A 12,443-nucleotide genomic window follows, 5' to 3' on the forward strand; every position below is an offset into this window, starting at 1 on the left:
GCTCAGTGGGCCGTCGGCCCGTGGCCGGCCCGCGTCAGGATCGGCCACAGCACCGCGCCGATCACGAGCAGGCCCGCGCTCGCCCACACGAGCATCGGCATGTCGAGGAAGAAGAACAGCGTGCCGAGGGTGATCGCGACGAGCATGACGATGACGCTGATCCACGCGGCGCGCGAGTTGCCGTGGCCGGGGTCGACGAACGCGGGGTCGTAGTCGGCGATGTGCAGCTCGGCTGCGTGGTCGTCGGTGATGCCGGTGCGTGCGCTCACGGTGCTCCTCAGGTCGATCTGCTCGGCGCGCGCCGCGCGCCTGCCTCGAGTCTACCGAGTCGGGTCCTCGCCGTCGTCCATGGCGTCCCACGCGAGCCCGGAGCCGGTGCGCTCGTAGCGGGCGGTGCGGGGGGCCCGCGCGGGCCACCGGTGCGCGGTGAGCAGCACCCAGACGCCGGCGAGCGCGGCGAGTGCGCCGCCCGCGATGGCGGCGCTCGACCAGCCGGTCGTCGCGAGCTCGGCGACCTCCGCCTGCTGCGCCGTGCCGGCGAGGCCCGTCGCCTCGGCGACGAGCGCCTCGAGCGCGGGCCCGACCCCGGCGACCGCGCCCGCGGCGTGCACGGCCATCAGTACGCCGAGCGCGAGCGCGAGCGCTCCGAGCACCAGGCGCCAGACGCGACCCGCGAGCGGCAGCACGAGCGCGAGCGCCACGGTCGCGAGCGACAGGATCGTCAGGCCGCCGGCGATCTCCTGCCCCGCGGTCGCGAGCATCCGCCCGTCGACGAGCGCGACGGTCGCCCACGGCTGCGTGGCGCCGAGCAGGCCGAGCGCGCCGGCCACGAGCAGCGCGAGCACCGCGACGACGCGGCCGCTCGGCCCGCGCCGGGCGCCCGCCGCCTCGCTCACGGCCGGTGCCGCATGGTGGAGGCGACCGCCACCGCGCGCAGGGGCGCCGCGGCCTTCGCCCGCACCTCCTGCAGCTCGGCGTCGGGGTCGCTGTCGGCGACGAGCCCCGCGCCCGACTGCACGTGCGCGACGCCGTCGCGCATCGTGACCGTGCGGATCGCGATCGCGAGGTCGGCGTCGCCCGCGAGGTCGAGCCAGCCGACCACGCCGCCGTAGACGCCGCGCTGCGCGGGCTCGAGCTCGTCGATCAGCTCGAGCGCCCGCGGCTTTGGCGCGCCCGACAGCGTGCCGGCCGGGAACGTCGCGCGGAAGGCGTCGACCGCGGTCGCGTCCTCGCGCATCCGGCCCTCGACGGTCGAGACGATGTGCATGATGTGGCTGAAGCGCTCGATCGCCATGAGCTCGGTCACCGCGACGGTGCCCGGCGCGCAGACCTTCGCGAGGTCGTTGCGGGCGAGGTCGACGAGCATCACGTGCTCGCTGCGCTCCTTCGGGTCGGCGAGCAGCTCGTCGGCGAGCGCGCGGTCGGCGACCGCGTCGTCGCCGCGCGGACGGCTGCCGGCGATCGGATGCATCGTGGCGCTGCCGTCGTGCACGGTCACGAGCGCCTCGGGGCTCGACCCGACGACGGCGTAGGCGCCGCCGTCGGCGTCCTCGAGCGAGAGCAGGTACAGGTACGGCGATGGGTTCAGCATGCGCAGCACGCGGTACACCTCGAGCGGCTCGGCGTCGGTCTCGAGGTCGAAGCGCGCCGAGAGCACCACCTGGAAGACGTCGCCGTCGACGATGTGCCGCTTCGACGTCTCGACCATGGCGCGGAACGCGTCGGCTGCGACCCGTGCCCGCGCGTCGGGGGCGGCGCCGCGGTCGAGGGCCGCGACCGAACCGGGTGCGTCGCGCTGCAGGCCGGCCTCGAGCGCGTCGAGCCGGTCCTGCGCGTCGCGCCACAGCGCATCCGCGCCCTCGTGCCCGTCGTTCAGCACGTTCGCGACGAGGTGCGCGGCGCCCGTGCGGTGGTCGAGCACCACGAGCGAGGCGGCGAGCGACATCGCGATCGCCGGCACGTCGACCTCGCGCGCGGGCGGCTGCGGCAGGCGCTCGAGCTCGCGCACCGCCTCCCAGCCGATGTGGCCGATGAGGCCGCTCGTGAGCCGCGGGAGGCCGTCGATGCGCGGCGTCGCCCAGCGGCGCAGCACGTGCTCGACGGTCTCGAGGCCGGTGCGCGGCGCGTCGTCGCCGAGCAGGCGCTCGCGGCTGACGCGGTCGGAGCGCCACTCGACGCGGTCGCCGTCGGCCGTGAGCGTGCCGAAGGACTCGACGCCCACGAACGAGTAGCGGTTCCAGACGCCCTGCTGCGCCGACTCGAGCAGGAACGTGCCCGGTCGACCGGCGGCGAGCCGGCGGTAGACGCCGACGGGCGTCTCGGCGTCGAGGAAGACCTCGCGCACGACCGGCACGACCCGGTGCCCCTCGAGCAGCGCCTCGAAGCCGGCCCGGTCGGTGGAGCCGGTCACGGCCGCTCCCCCAGCTCGATCGGCGTGAAGAAGCACGAGCGGGCGCCGGTGTGGCACGCGGGCCCCGTCTGGTCGACCCGGATGAGCAGGGCGTCGCCGTCGCAGTCGAGCGCGATCGAGCGCGGCACCTGGATGTTGCCGGAGGTGTCGCCCTTGCGCCAGTACTCCTGGCGCGAGCGCGACCAGAAGGTCACGCGGCCCTCGGTCGCCGTGCGGCGCAGCGCCTCGTCGTCCATGTAGCCGACCATCAGGACGTCGCCGGTGGCGTCGTCCTGGATGACCGCGGCCACCAGCCCGTCGGCGTCCTTCTTCAACGGCGGGATGCGCTTCCCGTCGTCCGTAGGCGTCGCCGTCATCGCACCGTCACCCCCGCCGCGCGCATCGCGTCCTTGACCTCGCCGATCGTGCACTGGCCGCTGTGGAAGATGCTCGCGGCGAGCACCGCGTCGGCGCCCGCCCCGACCGCGGGCGCGAAGTGCGCCGGCTCCCCCGCGCCGCCCGAGGCGATCACCGGGGTCGTCGCCACCGCGCGCACCGCGCGCAGCAGCTCGAGGTCGAAGCCCTGCTTCGTGCCGTCGGCGTCGATCGAGTTCACGAGCAGCTCGCCGACGCCGCGCTCGACGCCCTCGCGCGCCCAGGCGAGCGCGTCGAGCCCCGCGCCGCGAGAGCCGCCGTGCGTCGTCACCTCGAAGCCCGAGGGCTGGTCGGCGGCGCGCCGCACGTCGAGCGACAGCACGAGCACCTGCGAGCCGAAGTCGGCAACGATGCGGTCGATGAGCCCCGGGTCGCGGATCGCCGCGGAGTTGACGCCCACCTTGTCGGCGCCGTGCGCGAGCAGGCGCGCGACGTCGTCGCGGCTGCGCACGCCGCCGCCGACGGTGAGGGGGATGAAGATCTGCTCGGCGCAGCGCTCGACGACCTCGAGCATCGTGCCGGCGTCCTCGACGGTCGCCTTCACATCGAGGAAGGTCAGCTCGTCGGCGCCCTGCTCGGCGTAGCGCGCCGCGAGCTCGACCGGGTCGCCCTGGTCGGTGAGGCCCTGGAACTGCACGCCTTTGACCACCCGGCCGTGCGCGACGTCCAGGCAGGGGATGACGCGGGTCGCGAGCACGGCGTCAGATCCGAGCCGCGTGGATGCGCGTCACGATGATCGCGCGCGCCCCGACGTCGGCGAGCGCGTCCATGATGTGGTTGGTCTCGTCGCGGCGGACCATGACGCGCACGGCCGCCCACTCGGGGTCGTGCAGCGGGCTCACGGTCGCGCTCTCGAAGCCCGAGGCGACGCCGATGGCCGCGTCGAGGCGCGAGCGCTCGATGTCGTAGTCGACGAGCACGTAGTCGCGTGCCACGATGACGCCGTCGAGGCGCCGCTTGAGGGTCGCCATGCCCGGCTTCTCGGCGCCGCCGGCGCCGTTCGAGATGAGCACGGCCTCGCTCGAGAGGATCGGCTCGCCGAAGACCTCGAGGCCCTGGGCGCGCAGCGTCGCGCCCGTCTCGACGACGTCGGCCACGGCATCCGCCACCCCGAGCCGCACGGCTGACTCGACGGCGCCGTCGAGGCGCACGAGCTCGGCGCGCACCCCGTGCCCGGCGAGGTGCTGCTCGACGAGCCCGGTGTAGGAGGAGGCGATGCGCACGCCGGCGAGGTCGGCCGCCGAGCCGAAGCGGCCCGCGGGGCCCGCGAAGCGGAACGTCGAGTGCGCGAAGCCGAGGCCCTGCACCTCGACGGCGTCGGAGCCGGAGTCGAGCAGCAGGTCGCGGCCGGTGATGCCGACGTCGAGCGCGCCCGAGCCGACGTAGGTGGCGATGTCGCGCGGCCGGAGGTAGAAGAACTCCACCTCGTTGCGCGCGTCGACGACGATGAGCTCCTTGCCGTCGCGGCGGCCGCGGTAGCCGGCCTCCGCGAGCATCCAGGCGGCCGTCTCGGCCAGCGAGCCCTTGTTGGGCACGGCGATCTTGAGCATGGGTTCCTTCACGACTGACGTGTGCTGCTGCGAACGGGGTGCGACGCGTCAGAGATGTCGGTAGACGTCCTGGAGCGTGATGCCCTTCGCGAGCATGAGCACCTGCAGGTGGTACAGCAGCTGCGAGATCTCGATGGCGGCGTCCTCGTCGGTCTCGTGCTCCGCGGCCATCCAGACCTCGGCCGCCTCCTCGACGATCTTCTTGCCGATCGTGTGCACGCCCGCGTCGACGGCGGCGACGGTGCCGGAGCCCTCGCGGCGCTCGGCGAGCGTCTGCTCCAGCTCGGCGTACAGCTCGTCGAAGGTCTTCACCGGTCCAGGCTACCGGGCTGCGGGGCCGCGGCCAGGCGGAGGGCGTGGGTGCGCTCGGCCGGGTCGGCGTGCCCGTAGACGGCGGAGCCGGCCACGAAGACGTCGGCGCCGGCGGCCGCGGCGATCGGCAGGGTGTCGGCGGTGATGCCGCCGTCGACCTGCAGCGCGAGCTCGATGCCGAGCTCGTCGGCGCGCCCGCGGAGCTCCTGGAGCTTCGGCATCATCTCGGGCATGAACGACTGCCCGCCGAAGCCGGGCTCGACCGTCATGACGAGCACCATGTCGAACTCGCGCAGGTGCTCGAGCACGTCGTCGACGGCGGTGCCGGGCTTCAGCGCGATGGCCGCCCGCGCGCCGCGCGCCCGCAGCTCCCGCGCGAGCGCGACCGCGTCGCGCGTGGCCTCGGCGTGGAAGGTGACCGAGTCGACGCCGTCGATCGCGTACTGCAGCGCCCACGTGTCGGGGTCGTCGATCATGAGGTGCACGTCGATGGGGAGGCTCGTCACCTCGGCGATGCGCTGCACCATGGGCAGGCCGAACGTCAGGTTGGGCACGAAGTGCGCGTCCATGACGTCGAGGTGCACGCCGTCGGCGCTCGCGATGCGCTCGAGGTCGCGCTCGAGGTTGACGAAGTCGGCCGAGAGGATGCTGGGGTGGATCCTGACCATGGGCTCCAGCCTATCGACCGGCCGGTGCCGCCTCGGCCACGGCCGCGTCGGGGGCGGTCGTCAGCAGCTGCACGAACATGGCGTCGGTGCCGTTGCGGTGCGGCCACAGCTGCACCGCGTCGCCCGTCTCGCCCAGCTCGATGCCCGGCGAGAGCTCGCGCACCACGGCGCGGGTGTCGACGGGCACGAGCCCGAGCGCCGCGGCCCGGTCGACGACCGCGCGCGTCTCGGCGAGGTGCGGCGAGCAGGTCACGTAGGCGATGAGGCCGCCGGGCGCGACGGCGCGCGCGGCCGCCTCGAGCAGCTCGCCCTGCAGCGCCGCGAGGCCGGGCACGTCGGAGGGCTGCTTGCGCCAGCGCGCCTCGGGCCGCCGGCGGAGCGCCCCGAGGCCCGTGCACGGCGCGTCGAGCAGGATCCGGTCGAAGGCGCCCTCGGTCTCGCCCCGGCCGTAGCGGCGGCCGTCGCCCGTGACGACCTGCGGCCGCGGCTCGATCGCGCGCACGGCCTCGCGGACGAGCCTCGCGCGGTGCGGCCCGACCTCGTTGGCCTCGAGGCGCGCGCCCGACGCCGCCGCCTCGGCGGCGAGGAGCGCCGCCTTGCCGCCGGGGCCCGCGCACAGGTCGAGCCACCGCTCCCCCGCCGCGACGGGGCGGGCGCGGCTGAGCGCGAGCGCCGCGAGCTGTGAGCCGGAGTCCTGCACCCGCCAGCTGCCGCCGGCGATCTGCGGCAGGCGCGCGGGGTCGCCCGGAGGCGCGACGCGGCCGATCGGGCTCGCGGTCGCCGGCAGGTCGAGGTCGGCGGGATCGGCGAGCCCCGGCAGCGCGACGAGCTGCACGGCGGGCGGGTCGTTGTCGGCGGCGAGCAGCGCGCCGAGCTCGTCGGCGGCGCCCTCGCGGTCGAGCGAGCGCCGGAGCGCCCGCAGCACCCAGGCGGGGTGGCCGGTCTCGAGCGCGAGCCGCTCGTCGTCGGCGAGCCCTGCCGTCAGCCGCGCGAGGCGCTCCTCGGCGGGCACCTCCGCGAGCCGGCGCAGCACCGCGTTCGCGAAGCCGGCCCTGCCGCGGTGGCGGCCGAGCAGCGCGACCGTCTCGTGCACGGCGGCGTGCGCCGGGGTGCGCATGCGGCTGAGCTGGTGCGACCCGATCCTGAGCGTCGCGAGCGTCGTCGGGTCGATCTGGTCGATCGGCCGGCCCGCCGCGTCGGCGATGAGCGCGTCGTGCTGCCCCTGCCAGCGGAGCGTGCCGTAGGCGAGCTCGGTCGCGAACGCCGCGTCGGCGGGCGTGAGCCGCGTTTCGCGGATGCGGGCGGGCAGCAGCAGGTTGGCGTAGGCGTCGTCCTGGTCGACCGCGAGCACCACGTCGCGCGCCACCTCGCGGGCGCCGGGCGCGTGCTGCCGCTCCTGGCTCACGACGCCACCTCGAAGTCGGCGCTGCCGCCGCGGCCGCGCAGCCAGTCGGCACCCGGCATCGGCCGCCGCCCGGCAGGCTGCACCTCGCGCAGCTCGAGCGGGGCGCTGCCGGTGCCGACGATCGCGGCGCGGCCCGCGAGCACCGCCCGGCCCGGCGGCATGGGCTCCGCGCCTGAGCGGGCGAGCGCCAGCAGCTTCACGCGCTCGCCGTCGACGACCGCGTGCGCGCCGGGCTCGGGCGTCACGCCGCGCCAGCGCGCGAGCACGGCGGGCGCGGTGGCGGCGAGGTCGAGCGCGCCGTCGGCGAGCGTGAGCTTCGGCGCGAAGCTCGGCGCCCCCGTCTGCTCCTCGAAGACGGCGGTGCCGGCCTCGATCGCGTCGACGGCCTCGACGAGCTCGTGGGCGCCGAGCTCGGCGAGCTGCTCGAGCAGGGCGCCCGCGGTCGCGCCCTCCGGGATCCCGGCCTCGCGCATCCGCACCACCGGTCCCGCGTCGAGCGCCTCGACGAGCCGGAAGACGCTCACGCCCGTGACGCTGCGGCCGTCGATGAGCGCGCGCTGCACGGGCGCGGCGCCGCGGTAGTCGGGCAGCAGCGAGAAGTGCAGGTTGATCCAGCCGTGCGCCGGCGCCGACAGCAGCGGCTCGCGCACGAGCCCGCCGTACGCCACGATCACGCCGAGCTCGGCACCGAGCGCCTCGATCGCGGTCGTCGCCGCGGCGTCGAGGAGGTCGGCCTCGATCACCGGCAGCCCGAGCTCGGCGGCACGTGCAGCGACCGGCGTCGGCGTCAGCACGCGCCTGCGGCCCTGCGGCGAGGCGGCGCGCGTGACGACGGCGGCCACCTCGTGGGCGCGCGCGAGCGCCTCGAGGCTGGGGACTGCGGCGGCGGGGCTGCCGGCGAAGACGATGCGCATGGGTTCCGTTCGCGTGGGGGTCAGAGGCCGTCGAAGGGCTCGGGATCATCCAACCGGATGCGGAGCCGGGGCGGCGCCCCGGGCTTCCTGGGCCGGGCGGCCGCGGCGAGCACCCGCCCGCGCGCGACGCCCGCGACGTGCGCGCCGTCGGCGTACGCGAAGCGCACGATGGCGCGCTCGAGCCGGTCGCCCGGCGCGCCCTCGGCCGGCACGGGCCCGAGCACGTCGAGGTGCTCGATGCCGGCCAGCGCCTCGAGCGCCTCGGCGACGGCGTCCGGGTGGCCCACGACGGATGCGGTGCGCACGGCGGGCGGGAACCGGAGGCTCCGGCGCTCGGCGAGCTCGGCCTTCGCGAACGGCACCGTCGTGTCGCCGGTCAGCGCGCCGACGGTCGGGCCGATGACGCCGGCGAGCACGACCGTCGCGCCCTCGGCGGCGAGCGCGCGCGCCGTCGCCCACTGGCGCACCGCCTCCTCGGCGACCCGGAGGCCCTCGCGGGCGAGCAGCGAGTCGCCGTCGAGCAGCAGCACGGCGCCGTAGCCGCCGTCGGCGACCGGCTCGGCGCCGCGCGTCGCCACGACGATGCGCGGCCGGGCGTCGAGCGTGAGCCGCTCGTGCTCGCCGTCGGCGACGACGACGGGCACGCCGGGGATCGCGCGGCCGAGCTCCTCGGCGATGCGCGTCGAGCCGCGGCCGACCTCGACGAGCCGGATGCCGTGGCAGGACGGGCATCGCCAGGCCGCCGCGAGGCGGCCGCAGAGCCGGCAGCCGGGCTGGCCGCCGCGCGTGCGCTGGCCGAGCGGGCCGCCGCACGCAGCGCAGCGCGCCCGGGTGCCGCAGTCGCCGCAGCGCAGGCCCGGCGCGTGGCCGGGCCGGGCGACCTGCACGAGCACGGGGCGCGAGGCGAGCGCCTCCCTCGCGGCGTGGAAGGCCGCCGCGGGCACCCGCCTGCCGTCGTCGGCGAGCGCGGTCGGCAGCACGCGCACGCGGTGCGCGCCGACCCGCTCGTGCTCGAGGAACCCGACCTCGACGAGCCGCTCGGCGTCGGTCGAGCGCGCGTGCCCGGCGATCACGAGCGCGCAGCCCGTCTGCCCCTGCCGCACGAGTGCCGCGTCGCGCGCGTGCACCCACGGCGAGAGCGGCTCGGCGAGCAGCGGGTCGCCGTCCTCCCAGACGACGAGCAGGCCGAGGTCGGCGGCCGGCGCGTAGACGGCCGAGCGCGGCCCGATGATCGCGAGGCCGCCCCCGTCGACGCAGCGCAGGAAGCCCGCGTAGCGCTCGGGGTTGCGCTGCCGCGCATCGAGCTCGACGACGCGCTCCTCGCCGACCGCCGCCTCGAGCGCGAGCCGCAGCTGCCGCTGCTCGCGGTGGTCGGGCACGACGAGGATCGCCTGCTCGCCGCGCTCGACGGCCTGCCGGGCGAGCCCGGCGAGCGCGACCGCCCAGCGGCCCACCCACGCCGTGCCGCCGCCGGCGACCGGCACCTCGGCGACGCCCCCGGCGCACTCGAGCGCCACCTTGCGGCGCGCCTCGACGAGGCCCGGCAGCAGCGGGGCGGATGCGTCGTCCGGCTCGAGCGGTGCGGGCGATTCGGGCGGCGCGTCCGGCTCGGGCGATGCGTCCGTCTCGGTCAGCTCGGCGCCCTCGGTCGCGGCCGGCTCGGCAGCCTCCGCCGCGGCGCCCTCCGCCGCACGTGCGAGCCACGCCTTCTCGACCCTGGCCTGGCGGCCGGGGATCGCGACGCGCAGCACGTCGGCGGCGCCGCCCGCGGCGCGGTCGGCCACGGCGCGCGCGAGCGCCCAGACCTCGGGCCGCAGCACGGGGACGGGCGACACCACCGCCTCGATGTCGGCGACCTCGCCCTCCCAGGCACGCGCATCCGCCACCTCGACGACGTAGCCGGCGGCCGTGCGGTCGCCGCGCAGCGGCACGCGCACTCGGACGCCGGGCGCGACGCCCTCGAGCGCGGGCGGGATGCGGTATTCGAACAGCCGGTCGAGCTGCGGCAGCCGCGAGTCGACGACGACCCGCGCGTACCGCGCCGTCACGGGAGTCAGAGCCCTGCGGCGGCGCGCAGGTCGTCGACGCGGTCGAGCCGCTCCCAGGTGAAGTCCGGCAGGTCGCGGCCGAAGTGGCCGTAGGCCGCCGTCTGGCGGTACTTGGGCTTGCGCAGGTCGAGGTCGCGCACGATCGCGCCCGGCCGCAGGTCGAAGACCTGCTGGATGGCCTCGCCGATCGCCGCGTCGTCGAGCACGCCGGTGCCGAACGACTCGACGTAGAGGCCGACGGGCTGCGCCATGCCGATCGCGTAGGCCGCCTGCACCTCGAGCCGCTTCGCGAGGCCTGCGGCGACGGCGTTCTTCGCCACCCAGCGCAGCGCGTAGGCGGCCGAGCGGTCGACCTTCGACGGGTCCTTGCCGCTGAACGCGCCGCCGCCGTGGCGAGCGGCGCCGCCGTAGGTGTCGACGATGATCTTGCGGCCCGTGAGCCCCGCGTCGCCCTTCGGGCCGCCGGTCAGGAACGAGCCCGAGGGGTTGACGATCGCGCGCATCGCGCTCGTGTCGAGGCCGAGCTCGCCCACGACGGGGTCGATGATGTGCTCGACCACGGCGGCGCGGATGTCGTCGTTCGTGACCCCGGGCGCGTGCTGCGTCGAGACGAGCACGGTGTCGACGCTGACCGGCCGGAAGCCGTCGTAGCCGATCATGACCTGCGTCTTGCCGTCGGGCCGCAGGAAGTCGATCTCGCCCGAGCGCCGCACGGCGGCGAGGCGCTCGGCGAGCCGGTGCGCGGCCCACGCGGTCGCGGGCATGAACGAGGGCGTCTCGTCGGTGGCGAAGCCGAACATGATGCCCTGGTCGCCGGCGCCGTCGCGGTCGAGCGGGTCGACGGAGCCGTCGCGCGCCTCGACTGCGGTGTCGACGCCGGTCGCGATCTCGGGCGACTGCTCGCCGATGGACACGGTGACGCCGCACGAGTTGCCGTCGAACGACACCTCGCTCGAGTCGTAGCCGATGTCGACGATGACGCGCCGCGCGACCGAGGCGATGTCGACGTAGCCGGTCGTGCGCACCTCGCCGGCGACGTGCACGAGGCCGGTCGTGACGAGCGTCTCGACCGCGACGCGCGCCTCGGTGTCCTGCGCGAGCATCGCGTCGAGGACGGCGTCGGAGATCTGGTCGGAGATCTTGTCGGGGTGACCCTCGGTCACCGACTCCGACGTGAACAGCCTGAGGCTCACTGGGGCTCCTGTGCGGTGTCTGCGGCGCTCGGCGCGGGAAGGCGCTCGGCGATCGTCTCGATGATGGCGCGGGCCACCGACGCCTTGCTGCCGGAGGCGTCGGCGACGACGCCGGAGGCGTCGAGGACGCGGATGCGCGTCTCGACGTCGCCGAAGCCCGCGTCGTGGCCGACGCGGTTGACGACGAGGAGGTCGGCGCCCTTCCGGGCGAGCTTCTCGCGGCCGCGGCGCAGCAGCGCCTCGTCGTCGGGCTCGGTCTCGGCGCCGAAGCCGACGACGAGCCCGTCCCTGGGCGCACGGGCGAGCTCGGCGAGGATGTCGGGGTTGAGCGACAGCACGATCGTGGGCGCGTCGCCCCACGACTCCTTCGACCGCTTCTCGTCGGCGACGCCGTCGACGCGGTAGTCGGCGACCGCGGCGGCCATCACGACCACGTCGGCGTCGGCACGGGCGAGCATCGCGTCGCGCAGCTGGGCGGTCGTCTCGACGGCCACGACCTCGACGCCCGCAGGCGGCGCGACGTCGAGGTTGGCCCCGATGAGCACCACGTCGGCGCCGGCGGCGTGCGCGGCTGCGGCGAGGGCGACGCCCATCGCGCCGCTCGAGCGGTTGCCGAGGAAGCGCACGGGGTCGATGGGTTCGCGGGTGCCGCCCGCCGAGATGACGACGCTGCGGCCCGCGAGCGGGCGCGGCTCGGCTGCCGCGGCTCGGGCGACCTCGAGGGCCGCGGCGACGACGTCGGCCGGCTCGGCCATGCGGCCGAGGCCGCGGTCGCCGCCGGTGAGCTCTCCCGCGACGGGTCCGACGACCGTCACGCCGCGCCCGGCGAGCGTGCGCACGTTGGCCTGCGTCGCCGGGTGCTCCCACATCTCGGTGTGCATCGCCGGGGCGATCACGAGCGGCGCGCGGGAGGCGAGCACCGTGGTGCCGAGCAGGTCGTCGGCGAGGCCGGTCGCGAGCTTCGCGATCGTGTTGGCGGTCGCCGGCAGCACCATGATGAGGTCGGCCGACTGGCCGAGCGCGACGTGCCGCACGGCGGCGACGTCGTCGAAGACCTCGTCGGAGACGGGGTTGCGGCTGAGCGCCTCGAGCGTCGGCCGCCCGATGAAGCGCAGCGCCGACGCGGTCGGCACGACGTGCACGTCGTGGCCCGCCTGCACGAGCTCGCGGATGGCGAGTGCGGCCTTGTACGCGGCGATCCCGCCGGAGACGCCGACGACGACGCGCATCAGGCCGAGGCCACCTCGTCCTTGGTCAGGACGAGCTTGTCCCGGTGGATCTCGTGCAGGGCGATCGAGAGCGGCTTGTCCTCGATCGTCGCGTCGACGAGCGGGCCGACGTTGTCGAACATCGAGCCCTCGTGGATGTCGGTGTAGTAGTCGTTGATCTGGCGCGCGCGCTTCGACGCGAAGATGACCAGCTGGTACTTCGAGTCGACCTTGTCGAGCAGCTCGTCGATCGGCGGGTTGATGATGCCCTTGGTGCGCATGGGTGCCTCCTGCGACTCGTGGTGGTGCGGGCGCCGCCCG

14 protein-coding genes are annotated in these 12,443 nt (G+C 75.9%); all 14 read right to left on the reverse strand.

Going from position 1 to position 12,443, the window contains the following annotated elements:
• Window positions 1-2: 2 nt before the first annotated feature.
• The gene (locus FQ330_RS06565; RefSeq protein WP_128189717.1) at window positions 3-221 is read right to left on the reverse strand and encodes a DUF6704 family protein; all 219 of its coding nucleotides are present in this window, start codon (window positions 219-221) and stop codon (window positions 3-5) included.
• A gap of 99 nt (window positions 222-320) precedes the next feature.
• A complete protein-coding gene (locus FQ330_RS06570) occupies window positions 321-896 on the reverse strand; it encodes a Trp biosynthesis-associated membrane protein (RefSeq protein ID WP_146356178.1) in 576 nt (191 codons plus the stop codon).
• On the reverse strand, window positions 893-2,410 hold the full coding sequence (locus FQ330_RS06575) for an anthranilate synthase component I (protein WP_146356180.1): 1,518 nt from the start codon (window positions 2,408-2,410) through the stop codon (window positions 893-895). Before FQ330_RS06575 ends, FQ330_RS06570 begins: the two co-directional genes overlap by 4 nt.
• Window positions 2,407-2,766 carry a phosphoribosyl-AMP cyclohydrolase gene (hisI, locus tag FQ330_RS06580; RefSeq protein WP_146356182.1) on the reverse strand — a complete coding sequence of 120 codons (360 nt, stop codon included), beginning with the start codon at window positions 2,764-2,766 and terminating at the stop codon, window positions 2,407-2,409. Before hisI ends, FQ330_RS06575 begins: the two co-directional genes overlap by 4 nt.
• Complete coding sequence (gene hisF, locus FQ330_RS06585; protein WP_146356184.1) at window positions 2,763-3,521, reverse strand: imidazole glycerol phosphate synthase subunit HisF; 759 nt, start codon at window positions 3,519-3,521, stop codon at window positions 2,763-2,765. Before hisF ends, hisI begins: the two co-directional genes overlap by 4 nt.
• A 4-nt stretch (window positions 3,522-3,525) precedes the next feature.
• The gene (gene hisG / locus FQ330_RS06590; RefSeq protein ID WP_128189703.1) at window positions 3,526-4,374 is read right to left on the reverse strand and encodes an ATP phosphoribosyltransferase; all 849 of its coding nucleotides are present in this window, start codon (window positions 4,372-4,374) and stop codon (window positions 3,526-3,528) included.
• 48 nt (window positions 4,375-4,422) lie between these two features.
• Window positions 4,423-4,686: a phosphoribosyl-ATP diphosphatase gene (locus tag FQ330_RS06595; RefSeq protein ID WP_128189702.1), complete on the reverse strand. Its 264-nt coding sequence runs from the start codon at window positions 4,684-4,686 to the stop codon at window positions 4,423-4,425.
• On the reverse strand, window positions 4,683-5,354 hold the full coding sequence (rpe, locus tag FQ330_RS06600; protein WP_146356186.1) for a ribulose-phosphate 3-epimerase: 672 nt from the start codon (window positions 5,352-5,354) through the stop codon (window positions 4,683-4,685). The genes FQ330_RS06595 and rpe overlap by 4 nt, the downstream gene beginning before the upstream one ends.
• A 10-nt stretch (window positions 5,355-5,364) precedes the next feature.
• Window positions 5,365-6,759, reverse strand: a complete 1,395-nt coding sequence (locus FQ330_RS13280; RefSeq protein ID WP_225792725.1) for an RsmB/NOP family class I SAM-dependent RNA methyltransferase — start codon at window positions 6,757-6,759, stop codon at window positions 5,365-5,367.
• Window positions 6,756-7,673, reverse strand: a complete 918-nt coding sequence (locus tag FQ330_RS13285) for a methionyl-tRNA formyltransferase (protein ID WP_192575864.1) — start codon at window positions 7,671-7,673, stop codon at window positions 6,756-6,758. Before FQ330_RS13285 ends, FQ330_RS13280 begins: the two co-directional genes overlap by 4 nt.
• Before the next feature lie 20 nt (window positions 7,674-7,693).
• Window positions 7,694-9,721: a primosomal protein N' family DNA-binding protein gene (locus FQ330_RS06610; RefSeq protein WP_146356189.1), complete on the reverse strand. Its 2,028-nt coding sequence runs from the start codon at window positions 9,719-9,721 to the stop codon at window positions 7,694-7,696.
• A gap of 5 nt (window positions 9,722-9,726) precedes the next feature.
• Window positions 9,727-10,914 carry a methionine adenosyltransferase gene (metK, locus tag FQ330_RS06615; protein WP_146356191.1) on the reverse strand — a complete coding sequence of 396 codons (1,188 nt, stop codon included), beginning with the start codon at window positions 10,912-10,914 and terminating at the stop codon, window positions 9,727-9,729.
• Window positions 10,911-12,143 carry a bifunctional phosphopantothenoylcysteine decarboxylase/phosphopantothenate--cysteine ligase CoaBC gene (gene coaBC / locus FQ330_RS06620; protein WP_146356193.1) on the reverse strand — a complete coding sequence of 411 codons (1,233 nt, stop codon included), beginning with the start codon at window positions 12,141-12,143 and terminating at the stop codon, window positions 10,911-10,913. The genes metK and coaBC overlap by 4 nt, the downstream gene beginning before the upstream one ends.
• Entirely contained in the window at window positions 12,143-12,403 is a 261-nt protein-coding gene (gene rpoZ, locus FQ330_RS06625; protein WP_146356195.1) for a DNA-directed RNA polymerase subunit omega, read from the reverse strand. Before rpoZ ends, coaBC begins: the two co-directional genes overlap by 1 nt.
• Between the last annotated feature and the right edge of the window lie 40 nt (window positions 12,404-12,443).

Source organism: Agrococcus sediminis, assembly GCF_007923295.1.
Lineage (GTDB): Bacteria > Actinomycetota > Actinomycetes > Actinomycetales > Microbacteriaceae > Agrococcus > Agrococcus sediminis.